19 protein-coding genes and 1 pseudogene are annotated in these 20285 nt (G+C 74.3%); 11 read left to right on the forward strand and 9 right to left on the reverse strand.

The features are described from left to right. Positions 1–203: 203 nt before the first annotated feature. On the reverse strand, positions 204–1109 hold the full coding sequence (locus tag ACGF5G_RS10435) for a Gfo/Idh/MocA family protein (RefSeq protein ID WP_393261669.1): 906 nt from the start codon (positions 1107–1109) through the stop codon (positions 204–206). 186 nt (positions 1110–1295) lie between these two features. On the opposite strand from ACGF5G_RS10435, the gene ACGF5G_RS10440 reads away from it, so the two are divergent. Both ACGF5G_RS10440 and ACGF5G_RS10445 read left to right on the forward strand, forming a co-directional pair. After that, a complete protein-coding gene (locus tag ACGF5G_RS10440) occupies positions 1296–1691 on the forward strand; it encodes a hypothetical protein (protein WP_350703661.1) in 396 nt (131 codons plus the stop codon). Further along, positions 1684–2174: pseudogene (locus ACGF5G_RS10445) on the forward strand (hypothetical protein). Before ACGF5G_RS10440 ends, ACGF5G_RS10445 begins: the two are co-directional and overlap by 8 nt. Here the strand turns inward: ACGF5G_RS10445 and fabG are convergent. Then, complete coding sequence (gene fabG, locus ACGF5G_RS10450; protein ID WP_393261106.1) at positions 2147–2905, reverse strand: 3-oxoacyl-ACP reductase FabG; 759 nt, start codon at positions 2903–2905, stop codon at positions 2147–2149. The pseudogene ACGF5G_RS10445 and the gene fabG sit on opposite strands and share 28 nt — an antisense overlap. Before the next feature lie 143 nt (positions 2906–3048). Between fabG and ACGF5G_RS10455 the strand changes: the two genes are divergently transcribed. After that, positions 3049–4638, forward strand: a complete 1590-nt coding sequence (locus ACGF5G_RS10455) for a mucoidy inhibitor MuiA family protein (protein ID WP_393261109.1) — start codon at positions 3049–3051, stop codon at positions 4636–4638. 49 nt (positions 4639–4687) lie between these two features. Here the strand turns inward: ACGF5G_RS10455 and ACGF5G_RS10460 are convergent, their stop codons facing one another. Beyond that, the gene (locus ACGF5G_RS10460; protein ID WP_393261112.1) at positions 4688–6340 is read right to left on the reverse strand and encodes an alpha-amylase family protein; all 1653 of its coding nucleotides are present in this window, start codon (positions 6338–6340) and stop codon (positions 4688–4690) included. Between the two features lie 89 nt (positions 6341–6429). On the opposite strand from ACGF5G_RS10460, the gene ACGF5G_RS10465 reads away from it, so the two are divergent. Continuing rightward, complete coding sequence (locus ACGF5G_RS10465; RefSeq protein ID WP_393261115.1) at positions 6430–7032, forward strand: DUF1349 domain-containing protein; 603 nt, start codon at positions 6430–6432, stop codon at positions 7030–7032. Between the two features lie 88 nt (positions 7033–7120). Then, positions 7121–7792 carry a DedA family protein gene (locus tag ACGF5G_RS10470; RefSeq protein WP_393261117.1) on the forward strand — a complete coding sequence of 224 codons (672 nt, stop codon included), beginning with the start codon at positions 7121–7123 and terminating at the stop codon, positions 7790–7792. A 10-nt stretch (positions 7793–7802) separates the two neighbouring features. On the opposite strand, the gene ACGF5G_RS10475 is transcribed toward ACGF5G_RS10470, so the two are convergent. From ACGF5G_RS10475 to ACGF5G_RS10490, 4 genes are all read right to left on the reverse strand, one after another. Further along, the gene (locus ACGF5G_RS10475; RefSeq protein WP_393261120.1) at positions 7803–9164 is read right to left on the reverse strand and encodes a chitinase; all 1362 of its coding nucleotides are present in this window, start codon (positions 9162–9164) and stop codon (positions 7803–7805) included. Between the two features lie 130 nt (positions 9165–9294). Further along, positions 9295–10707, reverse strand: coding sequence for a carbohydrate-binding protein (locus tag ACGF5G_RS10480; RefSeq protein WP_393261122.1), 1413 nt, complete (start codon positions 10705–10707; stop codon positions 9295–9297). Between the two features lie 72 nt (positions 10708–10779). Further along, a complete protein-coding gene (locus ACGF5G_RS10485; protein ID WP_393261125.1) occupies positions 10780–11529 on the reverse strand; it encodes a YidC/Oxa1 family membrane protein insertase in 750 nt (249 codons plus the stop codon). 97 nt (positions 11530–11626) lie between these two features. Further along, complete coding sequence (locus tag ACGF5G_RS10490) at positions 11627–11920, reverse strand: DUF6412 domain-containing protein (protein ID WP_393261128.1); 294 nt, start codon at positions 11918–11920, stop codon at positions 11627–11629. A gap of 315 nt (positions 11921–12235) precedes the next feature. Between ACGF5G_RS10490 and ACGF5G_RS10495 the strand changes: the two genes are divergently transcribed. The 5 genes from ACGF5G_RS10495 (at position 12236) to ACGF5G_RS10515 (ending at position 17470) form a co-directional block, all read left to right on the forward strand. Further along, entirely contained in the window at positions 12236–12703 is a 468-nt protein-coding gene (locus ACGF5G_RS10495; RefSeq protein ID WP_393261130.1) for a hypothetical protein, read from the forward strand. A gap of 38 nt (positions 12704–12741) precedes the next feature. Beyond that, on the forward strand, positions 12742–13089 hold the full coding sequence (locus ACGF5G_RS10500) for a hypothetical protein (protein ID WP_357698929.1): 348 nt from the start codon (positions 12742–12744) through the stop codon (positions 13087–13089). A gap of 235 nt (positions 13090–13324) precedes the next feature. After that, positions 13325–14473: a glutamate--cysteine ligase gene (locus ACGF5G_RS10505; protein ID WP_393261132.1), complete on the forward strand. Its 1149-nt coding sequence runs from the start codon at positions 13325–13327 to the stop codon at positions 14471–14473. A 13-nt stretch (positions 14474–14486) separates the two neighbouring features. Continuing rightward, positions 14487–15866 carry an FAD-dependent oxidoreductase gene (locus tag ACGF5G_RS10510; RefSeq protein WP_393261134.1) on the forward strand — a complete coding sequence of 460 codons (1380 nt, stop codon included), beginning with the start codon at positions 14487–14489 and terminating at the stop codon, positions 15864–15866. A 182-nt stretch (positions 15867–16048) separates the two neighbouring features. Beyond that, entirely contained in the window at positions 16049–17470 is a 1422-nt protein-coding gene (locus ACGF5G_RS10515) for a WGR domain-containing protein (protein WP_393261136.1), read from the forward strand. Between the two features lie 65 nt (positions 17471–17535). Here ACGF5G_RS10515 and ACGF5G_RS10520 read toward each other — a convergent pair whose 3' ends face one another. Both ACGF5G_RS10520 and ACGF5G_RS10525 read right to left on the reverse strand, forming a co-directional pair. Then, complete coding sequence (locus tag ACGF5G_RS10520; protein WP_393261139.1) at positions 17536–18795, reverse strand: hypothetical protein; 1260 nt, start codon at positions 18793–18795, stop codon at positions 17536–17538. Further along, positions 18792–19313, reverse strand: a complete 522-nt coding sequence (locus ACGF5G_RS10525) for a SigE family RNA polymerase sigma factor (protein ID WP_393261140.1) — start codon at positions 19311–19313, stop codon at positions 18792–18794. The genes ACGF5G_RS10520 and ACGF5G_RS10525 overlap by 4 nt, the downstream gene beginning before the upstream one ends. Before the next feature lie 89 nt (positions 19314–19402). On the opposite strand from ACGF5G_RS10525, the gene ACGF5G_RS10530 reads away from it, so the two are divergent. Beyond that, positions 19403–20281, forward strand: coding sequence for an aminoglycoside phosphotransferase family protein (locus tag ACGF5G_RS10530; RefSeq protein WP_393261143.1), 879 nt, complete (start codon positions 19403–19405; stop codon positions 20279–20281). Positions 20282–20285 lie beyond the last annotated feature (4 nt).

A 20285-nucleotide genomic window follows, 5' to 3' on the forward strand; every position in this document is an offset into this window, starting at 1 on the left:
GCGTGCGGTGCGGGATCAGTCGCGGGTCGCGCCGGCCAGGGCCGGACGCCGGACTCGCAGGCGGGCCAGCAGTGGCCCGAAGGCGGCCGGCGTGCCGACCCCCTCGATCAGAGCGTGCGCGGACATGCCCGCGACCCTAGCTCCGTCGTCGCCGACCGGCGACCGCTTTTCCGCCTCAGGTCGGCAGGTCGACGGTGCGGCCCTCAGGCCGGCAGGTCGACGGTGCGGCCCTCGGCGCGGGCGGTCTCGGCGGCGGCGAGCACGGCGACGACCTCGCGGCCGAAGCGCACGTCGCAGCGGTGGTCCCGGGTGCCCGACCCGATCTCCTCCAGCAACTGGTCGATCGCCACCCCCAACGCGGTGGCCGAGTCGCCCTCGCCGGCCGGGACGGTCTCGACGCCGTTCTCGCCGTAGAAGACGAACTCCCGGCTCACCGCCTCGGGCGGGGCGTCCAGGGTCAGCGAGATCGTGCTCGTCGCTCCCCCGTCGTGGGTGAGCAGCAGGTGGACGAGCCCGCGCGGCCCGTCCATCGCGGCGACCCGGGTGACCCGGCCGAGCACCGGCAGGATGACCGACAGCGCGTGCGGGCCGATGTCCCAGAGCGCGCCGTACTGCCGCCGCCAGGGCGAGGCGCCGTACGGGCTGCTCGGCTGGAAGATCGAGCCGAACCGGACCGCCTTCGCGGTGTGCCACCCGCCGACGGCGGCGGTCGAGGCCAGGAAGGCGGCGATGTCCGGCTGGTAGCGGCCGGTGAAGAAGACCACCGAGGCGACGCCGGCCGCCTGCGCGGCGTCGACCACCCGGTCGGCGTCGGCGACGCTCAACGCGAGCGGCTTGTCCAGCAGCAGGTGCCGGCCGGCGGCCGCCGCGCGGGTCGCGATGTCGGCCTGGACGTCCGGCGGGAGGGCCACCGCGACCGCGTCGCAGGCGTCGAGCAGTGCGTCGACGTCGGTGAACGCCGGCGCCCCGTAGCGGTCGGCCAGGCTGGCGGCCTTGCGCGGGTCGCGGCCCCACACCCCGGCGATCGTGGCCCCCGGGTGCGCGTGCAGCGCCGCGCCGTGCGTCTGCGCCGCCCAGTGACCGGTGCCGAACAACCCGAACCGCACCACGAGAACCCCCACCGTCGTCGTCGCGCCACGGCAGCACCCCGCGGCCCCGGTCCACGCTAGTCGCCCGCCCCGACGCCCGCCCGTGTGACCGGGCCTATTCCAGGTGTCCGGGGCGGCGGGTGGCGGGGTGTACTACGCGGGTTAGTAGGCTGTGCCGGTGACCGAAGCGAGCCCCGGGTGGCCCCGATGACCAGCGCAGCCTCGGCCGGTTCGCCGGTGGACGGGCTCCTCGCGACCGCATCGATCGTGCTCTCGCTCCTCGTCGCCGCCTGGGCCCTGGTGGCGACGCTGCGCCATCGCGCGCCGGACCGGGTGCAGTTCGCCGGTCTGGCCCTGCTGGAGGCGGCGCTGCTCGTGCTCGCGGTGGTGGCGGGGGTCGCCCTCGGCGGCGGCGAGCGCCCCGGGGAGCCGGGGGCCTTCTTCGGTTACCTGGCGACGCTGGTCTGCCTGCCGCCGCTGGCCTGGGTGCTGGCCCGGATGGAGCCGACCCGCTGGGGCTCAGCCATCGTCTGCGCGGTCTGCCTGGTCACGCCGGTGGTCGTCGTGCGGCTGCAACAGACGTGGGAGGTGCTGGGTGGCTGAGGTGCGGGCCCCGGAACGGACGCGGACCAACGCCGGCCCGGGACGGCTGCTGATCGCGGTCTACCTGCTCTTCGCGATCGCCGCCACCAGCCGCGCCGGCCTCCAGATCGCCACGAGGTTCGACGAGGCCCCCGTGGCGTACCTGCTCTCGGCCCTCGCCGCGGCCATCTACATCGTCGCGGCGGTGGGGCTGGCGCGTGCGGGTGCCGCCGGCCGGCGCGTCGCCCTGGCGTGCTGCACGGTGGAGCTGGCCGGGGTGCTCGGCGTCGGCATCCTCAGCGTGGCCGACCCGGAGCTGTTCCCGGACGAGACGGTCTGGTCGCGGTTCGGCAGCGGGTACGGCTACATCCCGCTGGTCCTGCCGGTGCTCGGCCTGCTCTGGCTCTGGCGCACCCGCACCGCCCGCACCTGACCCACCCCGCCTCGCCGGGACGGGGTGGGACGTGGGGGCGGGGTCAGTCCTTGGGGCCGCCGGCGACGTAGACGACCTGGCCGGAGACGAACGACGCTCCCTCGCTGACCAGGAACGAGATGGTGTGCGCGACGTCCTCCGGCCGGCCGGGGCGGCGGACCGGGATCTCCGCCGCGGCGTGCTTCTGGAGGTCGTCGAAGTCGACCTTCATCCGGGCGGCGGTGGCGGCGGTCATGTCGGTGACGATGAAGCCGGGCGCGACCGCGTTGACGGTCACCCCGAACGGGCCCAGCTCGATGGCGAGCGTCTTGGTGAAGCCCTGGAGGCCGGCCTTCGCGGCGGAGTAGTTCGCCTGGCCCCGGTTGCCCAGCGCGGAGGTGCTGGAGAGGTTGACGATCCGGCCCCACTTCTGCTCGACCATGTGCTTCTGGGCCACCTGGCTGAACAGGAACGCGCCGCGCAGGTGCACGCCCATGACCGTGTCCCAGTCGGTGTCGCTCATCTTGAACAGCAGGTTGTCGCGCAGCACGCCGGCGTTGTTCACCAGCACGGTCGGCGCGCCCAGCCCGGCGGCGACCCGCTCCACGGCCGCCTCGACCTGGGCCCGGTCGGACACGTCGGCGCCGACGCCAAGCGCCCGGCCACCGGCGGCGGCGATCGCGTCCACCGTGTCCTTGGTCGCCGACTCGTCGATGTCGACCACCGCGACCGCGAGGCCGTCGGCGGCCAGCCGGCGGGCGGTGGCCGCCCCGATCCCCCGCGCCGCCCCCGTGACGATGGCGACCCGCTGTTCCTCCGACATGCCTACCTCCCGGTAACTTCCGCTCGATCGGAGGAGCTTAACCCAGGCGTACGGCGTGCCTGCCGGGCGCGGGACGCCGGTCCTGCCGACATCCCGCCGCGGCCTGCCGGGGTTACGAGCACGGTTCGGCTACCGTCGCCGCCGTGAACGCAGTGGAGATCGAAGCACCCGTCGCCGGTGTCACCGTCTACCCGGACCGGGCCCGGGTCACCCGCCGGGGCAGCACCCGGTTGGCCGCAGGTGAGCACCGCGTACGTGTCGCACCGTTGCCGCTGGGCCTGCGGCGGGACTCGGTACGGGTCGGCGGCCGGGGCGCGGTCACCGTGCTCGGCGTGGACGTGACGACGTGGCGGCAGGCACGCAGCACCGACGGGCAGGTCCGCGAGCTGGAGCAGCGGAGCCGGGAGCTGGCCGACGAGCTGGCCAAGGTCGACGACGCGGACGAGATCGAGGCGCAGCGGGGGCAGTTCATCGGCCGGCTGGCCGAGCGGGCCGGCGGCACGTACGCCCGCGCGTTGGCCTCCGGTGACGCCGCCCCGGCCGACGTGGCCAGCTTCGCCGACTCGGTGGCCGGCCAGCTCACCGACTCCCGCAGCCGGCGGCGCGGGTTGGCCCGGCGACGTGCCGACCTGGCCGAGGAGCTGGCGGCCGTCGAGCGACAGTTGGCGGCGGCGAACGGCAAGCGGGAACCGGACCGGCTGGCCGCCGAGGTGACCGTGGCGGTGGACGCCGACGACGCCGAGCTGGACCTGGAGCTGACCTACCTGGTCGACGGAGCCCGCTGGCAGCCCTCCTACGACCTGCGGCTGGTCGACGACACCATGACCGTCACCTGGTTCGGCCTGGTCAGCCAGGACACCGGCGAGGACTGGCCGGAGTGCGAACTCCAGCTCTCGACCGCCCGCCCGGCAGCGGCGACCGGCGTACCCGAACTGTCGCCCTGGTATCTCGACCGGGTCCGGCCGGTATCGCCGATGCCCAGGTCGGCGGCGAGCTTCGGCGCGCTGCCGCCACCGCCGGCGCCCGGCGCGGCGCCGGCCGCCGCGGATGGTGCGGCCCGGTCCGCCCCGCCGCGTCCCAAGGTGCGGGAGAGCGTGGCCACGGTCGAGCAGGGGGTCACCGCCGCCACCTACCGGCCGGCCCGCCCGGTCGCGGTGCCGGCGGACGGCAGCGCGCACCGGGCCACCATCGCCGTGCTGGAGCTGCCGGCCCGGCTGGACCACGTGACCGCGCCGGTCCGCGCGGCCGAGGCGCACCTGCGTGCGACGGTCCGCAACACCTCGGCGCACACGCTGCTCCCCGGCCCGGCGGCGGTCTTCCACGGCGCCGACTTCGTCGCGGCCACCCGGCTGTCGACGTGGTCGCCGGGTGAGGAGACCGAACTGGCGCTCGGGGTGGACGACCGGGTACGGGTGGAGCGGAAGCTGGGCCGGCGCGCCGACACCCGGGCCACGCTCGGCTCGACCCGGCGACGGGAGGTGGAGTACCGGATCAGCGTCGCCAACCACACGCCCCAGACGGCGACGGTGGAGGTACGCGACCAGCTTCCGGTGTCCCGCGACGAGGCGGTGGTCGTCCGGGAAGCCACGGTCGTCCCGCCGCCGGCCGAGCGTACCGAGCTGGGCGAGCTGACCTGGCGGCTGCGACTCGGGCCGGGCGAGAGCGGCGAGATCACCATGGGCTTCCGGGTCGAACTCGCCAAGGGGGTCGAACTGGCCGGCTGGCGGGAGTGACCGGTCGTCCGCCGAGGTGGGGTGGACGACCGGTCGGCATGGGGCCGGGCTACAGGCCGCGGCCCCGGCAGAGGCGGATCCACCGGTAGCCGTGGCCGGCCAGCTTGAGGCGGTCCAGCTTGCCGACCCCGCCGTAGTTGCGGTCGGCGAGGACGTCGACGGGGAGGTCCGCCTCCGGCTCCAGCGTGCCCAGGTCCACCTCGGCGTCGGAGGTGCCGAGGTTGTGCAGGAAGACCATCGTCCCGGTCCGCCCGTCGGCCCGGTGCGCCAGCACGCCCGGCGGCATCGCCACGTCGATGTGCGTGGTCGAGCCGGAGCCCACCTCGGGGGCCTCGCGGAGCGTACGGATCATCCGCTCGAACCAGGCGAGCAGCGACCTGGGGTCGCCGCGCTGGGCGGTGACGTTGACCTTCTCGTAGCCGAACTCGCCCTTGTCGACCACCGGCCGGACCAGCTTCTCCGGGTCGGCCGTGGAGAATCCGGCGTTCGGCTGGTACGACCACTGCATCGGGGTGCGGATCGCCTCCCGGCCGGGCAGCGACAGGTCCTCCCCCATGCCGATCTCCTCGCCGTAGCGCAGCACCGGCGTGCCGCGCAGCGAGAACTGGAGCGAGTACGCCAGCTCGATGCGCCGGCGGTCGTTGCCGAGCATCGGGGCGAGCCGGCGGCGGATGCCCCGGTCGTAGATGCGCATGTTCTCGTCGGGGCCGAACTCCGCGTACACCTGGTTGCGCTGTTCGGCGGTGAGCCGGGACAGGTCGATCTCGTCGTGGTTGCGCAGGAAGGTGGCCCACTGCCCACCCTCGGGCAGCGCGGGGGTGTCCCGCAGCGCCTCGATGATCGGCTCCGGGTCCTGCCGGGCCAGGGCCAGCATCAGCCGCCCGTTGAGCATGAAGTCGAAGAGCATGTGCAGGCGGTTCGCCGAGCCGCCGGCGTCGGCGAAGAAGGTCGGTAGCTGGTCGGGCTCCACGTTGGCCTCGGCGAGCAGGACGGCGTCGCCCCGGCGCCACTGCACGTGCTGGCGCAGCTCGGTGAGGAAGTCGAAGTCCTTCGGGGAGTTCGGGTTGCCCGCCTCGGTCAGTTCGATGATGAACGGCACGGCGTCCATCCGGAAGCCGGAGACGCCGAGCTGGAGCCAGAACGAGACGATCTTCTTGACCTCCTCGCGCACCTTCGGGTTGGCGAAGTTGAGGTCCGGCTGGAACTTGTAGAACCGGTGGTAGAACCACGCCTTGGCGGTCCGGTCGTAGGTCCAGGTCTCGTTCTGCTCGCCGGGGAAGACCATGCCCTGGTGGCGGTCGTCCGGCTCGTGGTCGGACCAGACGTACCAGTCGCGGTACGGCGAGTCCGGCGAGGAGCGGGCGGACTGGAACCAGGGGTGCTCGTCCGAGGTGTGGTTCACGACCAGGTCGATGATCACCCGGATGCCGCGGTTCTGCGCCTGGTGCAGCAGCTCCGCGAAGTCGCCGAGGGTGCCGAAGCGGGGATCGACGTTGTAGAAGTCGGTGGCGTCGTAGCCGTCGTCGCGGTTGGGCGACGGGTGGATGGGGTGCAGCCAGAGGCAGGTGACGCCCAGCCGGGCGAGGTAGTCGAGTCGGCCGATCAGGCCCCTGATGTCGCCGACGCCGTCGCCGTCGGAGTCCGCGTACGTGTCGATGTCGAGGCAGTAGACGACGGCCTCGGAATACCACCTGTCAGCCATGCCGACCTAATGTCTCCGATCCCCGCGTCCGGCAAACGCGGGACCGGGCGGCAGCGGCGCGTGGTCCGGACGGCGGTACGGTCGCCGGCATGGGAGACGGAGCGCGTGAAGTCGACTGGGCCAAGGGCGAGTGGTGGAACGAGCCGGTACGGGTCGAGCACGGGCCGGCCGGCGGGCTGCTGGTGGAGCCGGCCGGGGGCAGCGACCTGTGGCGGCACACCTCGTACGGCTTCGTGCACGACGACGCCCCGGCGTTGCTCGCGCCGCTGCCCGTCGGCGACGCGGTGGAGGTGGCCTTCCACCTCGACTACGGCGAGCAGTTCGACCAGGCCGGCGTGCTGGTCCGCGTCGACGAGCGGAACTGGGTGAAGGCCGGGGTGGAGGTCAGCGACGGCCTGCCGCAGGTCGGCGCCGTGGTGACCCGGGAGGTGTCCGACTGGTCGGTCGCCCCGGTGCCGGAGTGGGCCGGGCGGGAGGTGACCGTCCGGGTCAGCCGCGACCGGGACGCGCTCACCGTGCGGGCCCGGGCCGGCGGCGAGCCGTGGCGGCTGGTCCGGCTCGCCCCGCTGCCGCCGGAGGCGGTGGCGACGGCCGGGCCGTACTGCTGCTCCCCGACCCGGGCGGGGCTGCGGATCCGGTTCACCGGGTGGCGGCGGGGGCCCGCCGACGCGGCGCTGCACCCGGAGGGCTGAGCCGGCGTGGCTCCGGCCACGGGCAGGTGTGACCGGCGGGTCGCGGGGTAGAGGACTCTGATCCCCCGGCCCCGGCGAAAGGATCGCGATGGCACTCGCCGAGAACGTCGACCCGACCCGGCTCGGCGGGCTGACCGGATGGGTGGCGGGGGTCATCGATGCCGCCGGCGCGTTCGGCGTGGCGCTGCTGGTCGCCCTGGAGAGCATCATCCCGCCGATCCCGAGCGAGATCGTCCTGGCGATGGCCGGCTACCTGGCCGGCGAGGGCCGGTTCAACGTGGTGCTGGTGGTCCTCGCCGCCACCGCCGGCTCCCTCGTGGGGGCGCTCGTCCTCTACTGGCTGGGCGCGGTCGCCGGCGAGGACCGGCTCAAGCGCTGGCTGGACCGGCTGCCGCTGGTCGACCGGGACGACCTGGAGCGGGCGGACCGCTGGTTCGAGCGGCACGGCCGGTGGGCGGTGCTCTTCGGCCGGATGATCCCGGTGGTGCGCAGCCTGGTCTCCGTCCCCGCCGGGGCCAACCGCATGCCGCTGCCCGAGTTCGTCGCCTTCACGACGCTGGGCAGCGGCGTCTGGAACTCGCTCTTCGTCGGCCTGGGCTACGCCCTCGGCTCCCGCTGGCAGCGGATCGAGCGGTACAGCGACTGGTTCGACTACGGCATCGTCGCCGTCCTCGTGGTGATGATCGTCTGGTGGGCGGTCAAGAAGTCCCGCCGCCGGCGCGCCCGCCACCGCGACCGCGCCGGCGCCGCCACCCGCTGACCCGGGGCCGTCAGGGCAGGGTGGCGAGGTGGGGGGCTACCGTGCGGGCGAAGGCGTTGCCGTTGGTCACGTCCCAGTTGACCGACCAGGTCATCGCGCCGCGGATGCCCGGGTAGGTGCGCGGTGGGCGGAAGCTGCCGCAGTTGGTGCCGCGGGCCAGGCAGTCCAGTGCCGCGTTCACCACGCTCGGCGCGACGACGCCGCCACCGGCCGCGCCGGGTCCGGCCGGCAGGCCGAGGCCGACCTGGTCGGGACGCAGCCCGGCCTCCAACTGGATGCAGGCCAGCGCGACGACGAAGTTCACCGTCCCCTGGGCGTACGCGGCGTTGCGGTCGCAGCCGAGCATCGCCCCCGAGTTGTAGAACTGGGTGTTCACGACGGTGAGGATGTCCTTGATGTCGAGCGCGAGCTTGAAGTAGCTGCTGCCCGGGGACTGCATGTCGATGGTCTGCGGGGCCATCGCGATGATCAGCCGGCTGCCGACCTTGGCCCGCAGCGAGCGCAGCGCCTGCGCCATGTAGGTCGGGTTCAGCCCGTTCTCCAGGTCGATGTCGACGCCGTCGAAGCCGTACCGCTGGATCAGGGCGTGCACGCTGTCGCTGAACGCCGCGGCGGAGGCGGCGTCGTTGACCGCCACCCGGCCTGTCTCGCCGCCCACCGAGATGATCACCTTCTTGCCCCGGGACTGGAGGGTGCGCACGTCGGCGGAGAAGTCCGCGTCGGTGTAGCCGCCGAGGGCGGCGGAGAGCCCCGGGTCGACGGCGAAGGTGACGGCGCCGGGAGTGGCGGTGGCCTCGGCGAACGCGACCGCGACCACGTCGTACTCGTTCGGCACGTCGCGCAGCCGCAGTTCCACGGCGGGGTTGTCGAAGTTGTGCCAGTACCCGGTGAGGATGTGCTTCGGCAGCCCGGTGTTCGGCGGCGGGCTGGTCGGCGGCGGCGTGGTCGGGGGTGCGGTGGTGGGCGGGGCGGTGCCGCCGCCGCACGACGCGCCGTTGAGCTGGCAGTTGGCCGGGGCGCCGGGCCCGTTGCCCAGGAAGCCGAACGAGACGGAGGCGCCCGGGGCGATGCTGCCGTTCCAGGACCGGTTGGTGAAGGTGTACCGCTGGCCCGACGAGGTCAGCAGGGCGTCCCAGTACGAGCCGACGGTCGTCCCGGCCGGCAGGTCGAAGGTGACGGCCCAGCCGTCGACGGTGGTGCCGCCGCCGTTGGTGATCGTGTACTTCCCCTCCCAGCCCGACCCCCAGTCGGACGTCTTCACGAAGCTCGCGGTGGCCCCGGCGGCGAACGCCGGCATCGCCACCCACACCGCCCCGACCGCCGCGACCACGGCGGTGACCAGCGACAACACCAGAGACCTGGATCGTTTCACAGCACCCTCCACACCCGGACGACATCCATTGGCATCGACATTGACGCCTATTATTAGGACTGTTAACTGTTTCTGTCCAGGGGCGGCGGGGCGGGGAACCCGGGCGGCGACCGCCCGGGTTCCCCGCGGCTCAACGACGGAAGGTGAACCAGTTGACGTTGACGAAGTCGGCGGGCTGGCCGCTGGTGAAGGTCAGGTAGACCGTCCGGCGGCCGGTCGGGCCGGCGACGTTGCCGGGCACCGAGCGCCAGCTCTGCCAGCCCCCCGTGTTGGCGATCGCGAAGCTGCCGATCGGCGGGCCGGTCGGGCTGTCCAGCCGGACCTCCACCAGGCCGCTGACCCCGCCCGCCGCGCCGGAGGCGACCCGGGCGACGAAGTCGCGCGGCGGGGTGGCGCCGAACTCGACGTTGTCGAACCGCACCCAGTCGCCGTTGCGCAGCGCGCCGATGTTCTGGCCGCCCTCGGCGCACGCCTCGACGATCACTCCGTTCTGCGCGCTGAACGACTCCGCCTGGATCGTCGCGTACGCATCCCGCACCCCGCCGGGAGGCGGGGTCGTCGGCGGCGGGGTGGTGCCGCCGCCCCGGCTGTAGACGGCCACGTAGTCGACCAGCATCGGCCGGCCGGAGACGGTGGCGGCCGTCGGCGTGGCCGAACCCGCCACCCCGTTCGGGAAGGCCCCGCCCATCGCCACGTTCAGCAGCAGGAAGTAGCCGGCGTGGCCGGTCATCTGCGACCAGTACGGCTCGCCGACCCGGGACTGGCTCACGGTGTGGTAGAGCTGGCCGTCGACGTACCAGCGCAGTTGCTGGGGGCTGACCGAGGCGTCCCACTCGAAGCGGTAGGTGTGGTACGCGGACTGGCAGGTGCTGCCGGGACAGGCCCGGGACGCGCCGATGCCGTTGAACTCGTCGCACGGCCCGCCGGGGGCCACGCCGCAGTGCAGCACGCCCCAGACCGAGTTGATCCCGTTGACGTTCTCCATCACGTCGAACTCGCCGATGCTCGGCCAGTTCTGGTAGTTGCCCCGGTAGGGCGAGCCGAGCGCCCAGAACGCCGGCCAGTAGCCAGCCGCCTGGGCCCCGGTCACGTTCGGCATCTGGATCCGGCCCTCGATGGCGAGCACGCCGCCGGAGGGGGGCTTGAAGTTGCTGCGCACGGTCTCGATGCGGGCGGAGGTCCAGCGGCCGGAGGCGTCGCGCAGCGGGGTGATCCGCAGGTTGCCGCCGCCGTCGTGGCTGACGTTCGCGGTGCTGTCGGTGTAGGTCTGGATCTCGCCGGTGCCCCAGTTGGGCGGTCCGCCGGGGTAGCTGGTGCCGGTGTCGATGATCCAGTTCGCGGCGGACGGCAGCGTGCCGGCCGCGCCGGTGAAGTCGTCGCTCCACACCAGACTCCAGCCGGGTGCGGGCGCCGGCACGGCGGCGTTCGCGGTCACGGTCACCCCGGCCAGGGCGGTGGTGGCGACAACGGCGAGCAGTGCCGACGCCAGGGCCGGCCGGCGTCGTGGGGGCGGGGCGGCGGGGGCCGCCGGGGCAGGTGTCATGGACGTGCCTCTCTGCGGGGACGGGTCGAGAGAGCGCTCTCTCACGAGTTGTACGTGCCGACCCGACAGATGTCAATGTCGATCGATGTCCGCCGGCGCGGCCTGCGGGCGGCGCAGCACCGCCTGCTCCAGCGCCGACCAGGCGGTCGTGGTGACCAGGTAGATCACCGCGGCCAGCGGCAGCACCAGCGCCACCAGCACGGTCGCGTACGGCAGCAGCGGCAGCAGCCGGCCGAGCACCGCGGCCCCCGGTCCCTCCGTCGGTGCACCGGCCACCGTGCCGGTAGCGGCCGCGGCACGCCGCATCCGCCGCGACGTCCACCACGCGAGGGCGAGCAGGGCTGCCAGCAGCACGCCGAACAGCGGCAGCACCGCGCCGCCCAGGCCGTCGCCGAGGTGGTGGCCCAGCGGCACCCCGGCGAGCCGCTCGGCGAGCAGCCCCGTGCCGCCGTCGACGGTCGTGAAGAGCCGGTACATGACCAGCAGGACCGGCGCCTGGAGCAGCATCGGCAGGCAGCCGGACACCGGGCTGGCGCCGTTGGCCCGGTAGAACGCGAACAACTCGCCCTGCAACCGGGCGGGGTCGTGCGCGTACCGCCGCTGAAGGTCGCGGACCTCGGGGGCGAGCGCCGCGCGACGCCGCTCCCCGCGAACCTGCGCGAGGGTCAGCGGCGAGATCAGCAGCCGGACGGCCACGGTGAGGACGACGATCGCGGCGGCGGTGGCCGCGCCGCCGGCCAGCGGTTCGAGCAGGGTGGTGAGCCAGGAGAGCGCGCTGCCGGCGGCGCCGACGGCGTCGTGCAGTGGTGCGAAGGCGAGCATGGTGACCCCTCGTTCCGATTCCGGGTGACGGCCCGACGGGACGACAGGGCGTCGCCGGGCCTCGGGTGACGGCGGAATCGGCCGCGCGGCGGCGGCGCTACGCGGCCGAGGGAACGGCCCCGGGCGCCCGGGGGCGGGGACGCCCGGCGGCGTCCGGATCGACCTGCCGGGGCACCCGGCGACGGCGGGCCCGGGCCCGCAGGGCGGCGGCGCGGCCGGCCCGGGGAGCGCCGACGCCGACCGCCGCGTGCAGCGCGAGCACGGCGGCGAGCAGCACGACGGCGGTCAGTGCGGCCCCGGCGAGCAGGCCGGCCGGACGGTCGGCGAGCAGGGCCAGGTGGGTGAGCGCGTACGCCCACGTCCCCAGCACGACCCGCCACGCTCCCGGCACGCCGACCAGCCTAGGGCCCGCTGTCACGCCGACCGGCCCGATCGGCGACTCCCGAACGCTCTGACCTGCTGTTTTACGACAGATCCGGGGTGGACGGAGCCTCCGTGGGAGTGGTACGACTTGGGGCATCGACGGGCCAACGCCGGCCTGTCGTCACTCCCGGTCACCGATGCGCCGCCCGACCCGTCGGGCAGGCCGCCGAGCCGACCGGGCCAGCGGGAGCGGGCCCTCCCGGCACACCCCCTCACGGCCGGGCGCCCGCCCGGCCCGACGGGCCGCCTCGACGAGGTGGTGGGCCACCACCAAGGAGCCACCGTGCCCCACAACCGCATCCGCCCGCGGCACCAGCCCTTCGAGATCGCCGTCATGGTGACCGCCCCCGTGTGCGGGGTCCTCCTGATCTCGCTGGGCGTCCGGCCGCAGTCGGTGGAGGTGGCGATGCCGGGCCCCATCCAGGTGGGGTGGGAGTTCGGTCTCGTCGTCGCCGGCGTCGCCGGGCTGCTCGGAATCTTCTGGCCCGGCCGGCTCTCCACCGCCCTCGGCACCGAGCTCGCCTCGGTGCTGATGCTCGGCACGATCACCGGCATGTACGCCGTCGCCGTGGCGGTGGTCGCCGGGCAGCAGGGGGTCGCCGCGACCTCCTTCGTCGGGGCGGTGTCCATCGGCTCGGGCTGGCGCGCCGCACAGATCGTGCGCGACCTGCGCGCCCTCACCCGGGCCGCCCAGGCGGCCCAGCCCGTCGGGCTGGACGGCGGCGTGGCTTCCACCGGAGGTGGGACGTGAACGCGTCCGCGCCGAGCGCACCGCAGTGGGTACAGGTCCTGCTCTCCATCCTCGGGGTCCTCGGCGGCGCCGGCGGTCTCGCCGCCATCGCGACCGTCGTGGTGCAGCGCGGCAAGTTCAAGGCGGACGCCGCCGACACCCTCACCGACGCCGCCCTCACGCTGGTGCAGCCGCTGCGCACCCGGGTCGCCGAGCTGGAGGAGACCGCCCTGGTCACCCGGGCGCAACTCGAAGCGACCCGCGAACAGGTGCAGCAGCTCCGGGCCACGGTCTGGGACCTGCGCCGGACGCTGGACCGGTGGCGGGAGGCCATCCTGGCCCAGGACGCGACCCTGCGCCGGGTCCGCGCCATGGTGCAGGACGGCGAGGACGACCGCCGACGGTGACGCCCGGCGGCGAGGACGACCGCCGGCGACCGCTCCACGCGGCGTGCCGCCGGCAGCGGTGGCACCGGCCCCGCGCGGCCTGCCGCCGGCGGCGGTGCCGGGCGGGCCCGCTACGCGACGGGCGACACGCCGGGCGACGCGCCGGGGCGCGTTTCCCGGCGTCGGCACGGTGGGTAACCACTGGCCGACCCGGCACGGACAGACCGCGACCGGGCGCGAACGGACGGTGGTGGCGATGACCGGCCAGGTGGCGGAGGCCCCGAGCGCGACGGCCGAGGGGACGGATCTGCTCACGGTGGGTGTCGAGGAGGAGTTCCTGCTCGTCGACCCGCACACCGGGGCCGCGGTGCCCGCCGTCGACCTCGTCATGGAGCAGGTGCCCCCCGAGCTGCGCGGCCAGGTGGAGCGGGAGTTCCAGACCAGCCAGATCGAGATCGGCAGCCCGCCCGGCCTGGAACTCTCCTCCATCCGGCACTCCCTCGGGGTGCTGCGGGCCGCGCTCGCCGACGCCGCCGAGCGGGCCGGCGTACGGCTGCTCGCCATCGGCACCGGGCCGGTCGACGGGCCGGTGCCCCCGGTGGTCGACAAGCCGCGCTTCGACCGGATGGTCGAGCGGTTCCGCCTGCTGGTCCCCGGTCCCGGCAACAACGGCATGCACGTGCACGTCGGGGTGCCCGACGCGGAGACCGGGGTGCAGGTGCTCAACCACGTCCGGCCCTGGCTGCCGGTGCTGCACGCGGTGACCGTCAACTCCCCGTTCGCCAAGGGCGAGGACACCGGGTACGCGAGCTGGCGGTCGATCGAGTGGGAGCACTGGCCGTCGGTGGCGCCCACCCCGTTCCTGAAGTCGCACGAGCACTACGAACGGCTGATCCGGCAGCTCATCGCCAGCGGCGTGATGCTCGACGAGGGGATGCTCTACTGGTACGCCCGGCTGTCGGCCAGGTACCCGACCGTGGAGATCCGGATCGGCGACGTCTGCCCGTCCGTGGACGACGCGGTGCTCGTCGCCGCGCTGGTCCGGGCCATGGTGGCGACCGCGCTGGACGACATGGCCGCCGGCCGGCCGGCCATCCGCACCGACCACCACCTGCTGGTCGCCGCGCACTGGCGGGCGGCGCACGACGGGCTGGAGGGCGACGGCGTCGACCTCACCGACGGGGAGCTGCGCCCGGCGTGGGAGCTCTTCGACCAGCTCGTCGAGCGGCTGTGCCCGGCGCTGGAGCGGCACGGCGACCTGGACGAGGTGACCGACCTGGTCGGCGGGCTGCGCCGGCACGGCAGCGGGGCGGCCCGGCAGCGCGCCGTCCTCGCCCGCGGCGGCACGCTCGTGGACGTGGTCTCCGACGTCGCGCGACAGACCCGCGGGGCGGCTCGCCCGTGACAGGATGGTCCCCGTGGCGCAACGGCTGATCGTCATCGGTGGAGACGCGGCGGGCATGGCGGCGGCGTCCCAGGCGCGCCGCCGCCGCGACCGCGGCGATCTGGAGATCGTCGCGTTCGAGCGCGGGCACTTCACGTCGTACTCGGCCTGCGGCATCCCCTACTGGATCAGCGGGCTGGTGCCCGAGCGGGACGAGCTGATCGCCCGCGACCCGGCGACGTTCCGGGAGAAGTTCGCCATCGACGTCCGGATGCGGCACGAGGTCACCGCCATCGACCTCGACCGGCGCGAGGTGGTCGCGCGGGACCTCGGGAACGGCGGCGAGGTCCGCGAGCGGTTCGACACCCTGGTGTACGCGACCGGCGCGGTGCCGACGAAGCCCGACTGGGCGCGTGCCGGCACCGGCGGGGTGTTCGGCGTGCAGACCCTCGACGACGGCGCGGCGCTGCGCGCCTGGCTGGAGTCCGAGCCCCGGCCGCGCCGGGCGGTCGTGGTCGGCGGCGGCTACATCGGCGTGGAGATGGCCGAGGCGCTGATCCAGCGCGGGCTCTCCGTCACGCTGGTGGAGCAGGCCGAGCAGCCGATGTCCACCGTCGACCCGGACATGGCCGAGCTGGTCACGGACGCGATGCGCGCGATCGGCATCACGATCCGCACCGGCCTCGCCGTCACCGGGCTGGAGGAGACCGACGGCCGGGTCTCCGCGGTGGTCACCGCCGAGGGGCCGATCCCCACCGACCTGGTCGTCCTCGGTCTCGGCGTACGCCCCAACACCGCGCTCGCGGAGGCCGCCGGCCTGCCGCTGGGCGTCACCGGCGGGGTCCGGGTGGACCGCCGGATGCGGGTGCCCGGCGTACCGGGCGTCTGGGCCGCCGGCGACTGCGTGGAGACCGTGCACCGGGTCACCGGGATGCCGGTGCACGTGCCGCTGGGCACCCACGCCAACAAGCAGGGCCGGGTGGCCGGCATCAACATCGGCGGCGGGTACGCCACCTTCCTCGGCGTGATCGGCACGGCCGTCACCAAGGTCTGCGACCTGGAGGTGGGGCGCACCGGGCTGCGCGAGCGGGACGCCAGGGCGGCCGGCTTCGAGTTCGTCTCCGTGATCGCGCAGTCCACCAACCGCGCCGGCTACTACCCGGGCTCCCGCCCGATGACGGTCAAGCTGATCGCGGAGAAGCCCAGCGGCCGGCTGCTCGGAGCGCAGATCGTCGGCTGGTCCGAGGCCGCGAAGCGGATCGACACGCTCGCGGTGGCACTGTGGAACGGCATGACGGTGGACGACATGACCGCCCTCGACCTCGGCTACGCCCCGCCGTACGCCCCCGTCTGGGACCCGGTGCTGATCGCCGCCCGCAAGGCCGTCGACGCCCTGACCGTCTCCCGCCGGTAGGTGTAAGGAAGGGCACCTTGTTAACGCCTGAGGTAGAGGAAGGGCCCCTTCCTAACACCTGAGGTTAGGAAGGGGCCCTTCCTTACCAAGCGGTCGATCCTTGTCGGGGGTGGCGGTTACCGTGTGCCCGCTGTCGCCGCGCCGGCCACGTCGGGCCGGTCGCTGACCCCTCGGAGGCCCCCTTGTCGCAGGAGACGACCTACCTCGAACTGTCCGAAGCGGACGGTGGCGCGCACAAGTTCTACGAGGTCGTGGTCGACGACGCCGCGCTGACCGTCCGCTACGGCCGGATCGGCGACCAGGGCCAGGTCAAGACCACGGCATACCCGGACAACGCCCGGGCCCGCGCGGCCGCCGCCAAGAAGATCGGCGAGAAGGTCCGCAAGGGATACGCGCCGGCCGTGCGCGGCGCACGGCAGAAGCGCGCCGTCTCCCGGCGACAGATCGTCAGCACGCGATCCACCGCCCGCACCGCCCCGGTGCTCTGGCGCTACGACTCCGGCGCCCCGGCCTTCGGCATCTTCGTTGACGGGCAGACCTGCATGGTCGGCAACGAGCGCGGGGTCATCACGACCCTCGGTCACGACGCCCGGGTGCTGGACCAGGTCCGCCTCCCCGACGGAGTGAAGTGCATCGTCGCCGACGACGCCTGGATCTACGCGGGGTGCGACGACGGCAACGTCTACGACCTGTCCGGCAAGGTGCCCCGGGTGGCGTACGCGATCGCCCCCGACATCGACATCTACTGGCTCGACATCCACGACGGGGTGCTCGGCGTCTCCGACGCGGACGGCGGCATCGCCGCCGTCGACCACGAGGACGAGTTCCTCTGGCGCCGGGCGGGGCGCGGCCGGTCGGCCTGGATGGTGCGCTGCGACGCCGACGCGGTCTACCACGGCCACTCGCAGGGGGTGACCGGCTACGACTGGCGCACCGGGCAGGAGCTGTGGCACACCCGCACCGGCTCGGTGCTCTTCGGCTGGCAGGAGCCCGGCGCGGTGTTCGCCGGCACCGGCACCCGTGAGGTGGTGCGGCTGGCGAAGGACGGCCGCACCGAGCGCACCTACCGGTGCGACGCCCCGGTCTTCTCCTGCGCCACGGCCGAGGGCGGCCGGTTCGTCTTCGCCGGTGACAGCCAGTCCTCGATCTACTGCTTCGACGCGGCCGGCAACCGGCTGTGGAAGCTCGGCACCGGCTGTGGCTCGGCCTACTCGATGCAGTACCACGAGGAGCGCCTCTACGTGGTCACCACCGGTGGCTACCTGGCCTGCGTCGACGCCAGCGAGCCGGCGATCCGGGCGGCGGAGGCCGGCAGCGTGCCGGAGGTGGTCGACGTCAAGGCCCCGCCCCGGCTGCCGGAGCCGGCGGCGTGGACGACGGTCGAGGTGACCAGCGACGTCGACGGCGGCGTGGTGGTGCAGTGCGTCGAGGACCGCGGCCGGCTGCGCGTGCACGTGCTCTCCCCCGGCTACCGCCCGGACTGGTCGGTGCAGTTCCCCAAGGGCATCCGCGAGCCGGGCGCGCGCTACCTGGTCACCCAGGTCCGCGAATCCGGCCGGGGCGGCTTCTACCGGGCGTACGGCGACATCCGCCGGCTGCGCTGAGATGCTCCGGTCCGGGGGCGGTGCGGGACCGCCCCCGGACCGGTCAGCGGCAGGCCGGCGGCCCGTCAGCGGCAGGTCCAGCGCACCGCCCAGCCCCTGTTGTTCAGGTAGAGCTGCCCGCCGACCACGCGCCCGTCATCGCTGATGCTCCGCACCCAGCCCCGCGCACCGGTCTTACCGTCCGGCCCGGGCAGCTTCACCACTGTCGTACCGGTGGCCACGGCGGGGACCCGGGATGGCAGCACACCGGCTATCCAACCCCGACTGTTTACGGCTGCCATACCCACGTCGGCCGACAGCACCTCCGACTGCCCGGTCCGCAGATTGATCCGCACCTTGTACCCCGTCGAGGTGCCCGGCTCTCCCGGTTTCGTCTCCCGGCCGGCGCTCCCGGTCACCCAGCCCCCTGCCAGCGAGACGGGCAGGAACTGGAAGGCGACCCCGCCAGGCACCCGGGGCAGCGGCACCACCTCCGGCTGGGTCGCGCCCGGCCGCCACACGACGGCGCGCGGAGGCTGATGCAGATCTCCGTTGGTCATGGTGGCCAAGATGGTGCCGTCCTCGTCGATGCCGACGGCTGTTCCCTCCCACTGCGGGCCGGGCAGCGGTAGGTCGACCGCCCGACTCTCGTACGAGTCCCAGACCACCGGCCGCCACCTCGGGAAGCCCCCGGGCCCGGTCCCGTCGGTCCGGTAGCCGACGATCCGGCCGGCGTCGCTGACCGCCCTCGCCGCCCCGGGGCCGACCACGGACAGGCGTACAGGCTGGCCGTCACGTACCGCCCACGCCTCCAGCCCTCCGCCAATGCGCCTCGTCGAGCCCACCGCCAGGCCGGCCCGGTTGACGTCGCGCAACTCCTGGTACGTGCCAGGGATCTCGACCTCCCGGGCCCGGCCGGCGTCCCAGACCAGCACGCGGTGGTCCGGCGACCCGTTCGGGCTCAGGTGGCCGACCAGCCACCGGCCGTCGGGGTCACCTCCGGTGACCTCGCTCCCGGGAGCGGCACTGTCCGGCGCCGGCAGTAGCGCGGCTTCGCACTTTCCCTGCCACGGGCCGGGCGGCGACGGCTTCGGGGTGGGGGGCACGGGGCTGACGCTCACTCCCGCCGGAGCAGGGGTCGCCCCGTCGCCGCCGTGCAGGGCCGCCGGCAGGGCGGCAGCCGCCAGCACGCCGAACGCGGCTGCGCCAGCCACCGCCACCCGGCGGTTGCGCCGGCGGCGGCGCGCCTCCCGGATCGCCCCCGGCACATCGATCCGGGGCGGCCCGTCGGGCTCGTCGTCGAGCCGACGCAGCAGGTCGGTGACGCGCTCCTCGTCCATCGTCATGATCTCCGCTCCCCTCCGGCCCGACTGGCCAGTTCCCGGCCGCCGAGTAGTCGTCGCATCGCCGCCAGCCCGTGCGAGGTCTGGCTCTTCACCGTGCCGGCCGAGCAGCCCAGCGTCCGGGCCACCTCGTCGACCGGCAGGTCGTGCACGAACCGCAGCACCAGCACGGCCCGCTGGCGTGGCGGCACCTGGGCCAGCGCCTCGCGCAGCACGGTCCGCTCCTCGGCGCCCCGGTCCTCGGTGGACCGGACGTCGGGCGGCCCGCCGAACAGGTGCACCCGCCACCAGCCGCGCCGTCGGGTGTCCAGGAAGAGCCGGACCAGCACCGTGCGGACGTACGCGTCGAGCTGCTCGACCTCCCCGATCCGCGCCCAGCGCCGATAGAGCCGGGTCGCGGTCTCCTGCACCAGGTCGTCGGCCTGGTCGGCGTCGCCGCAGAGCGCGTACGCGAGCCGGCGCAGCGCCGGCAGGCGTGCGGTGACGTACTCGATGTATTCCTGGTCCGATGCGTCCGGCATCCGGCCACCTCCGTGGGGTTCCCTGTTCCAGACGGCCCCGGCCCGGAAACGGTTGTACGCGACAAGCCGGCGTGGCCGAGGATGACCGGATGGCCGTGGACCTGGAGATCCCCGACGGGCTGCGCTGGACCGAGGAAGTCGAGGCGGGCCGGGCGTGGCGGGCGGTGCTGCCAGCCCGGCTGGCGGAGTGCGTCGAACGCTGGCACCTGCGGGTGGGACGCCCCTACCCGTACGCCTTCGCGTCACTGGCCCTGCCGGCCACGCTGCCCGACGGCACGCCGGCGGTGCTCAAGCTCCAGTACCCGGACCCGGACAGCGTGCACGAGGCGACGGCGCTCGAACACTGGGCCGGGGCGGGGGCGGCCCGGCTGCTCGCGCACGACCCGGAGCGGCGGGCGCTGCTGGTGGAGCGGTGCGTGCCCGGCACGCCGCTGCACGAGCTGCCCGCCGACGCGGCGCTGGACGTGGCGGTCGGGCTGCTGCCCCGGCTGTGGCGACCGGCCGGCCCACCGTTCACCCCGCTCGCCGAGGAGGCCGCCGGGTGGTGCGAGCGGCTGCCGGTGAACTGGGAACGGGCCGGCCGGCCGTACGAGCGGCGGCTCCTCGACGCGGCGCTCGGGCTGCTCGGCGACCTCGTCGGCAGTCAGGGCGAGCAGGTGCTGGTCAACCAGGACCTGCACGCCGGCAACGTACTGCGGGCGGCCCGGGAGCCGTGGCTGGTGATCGACCCGAAGCCACTGGCCGGCGAGCGGGAGTTCGGCGTCGTGCCGCTGGTGCGCGGGGCGGAGCTGGGGCACTCGCCGGACGCCGTCCGGCACCGGCTGGACCGGCTGAGCGCGGAACTGGGGCTGGACCGGGAGCGGGTGCGGGGCTGGACGGTCGGGCAGACGCTGGCGTGGAGCATCGGCGAGGGGCAGGTCTTCCCGCGACAGGTCGAGGTGGTCCGCTGGCTGCTCGGCCCAGGGTGAGCGC

This window comes from Micromonospora sp. NPDC047730, assembly GCF_043204765.1.
Taxonomy (GTDB): domain Bacteria; phylum Actinomycetota; class Actinomycetes; order Mycobacteriales; family Micromonosporaceae; genus Micromonospora.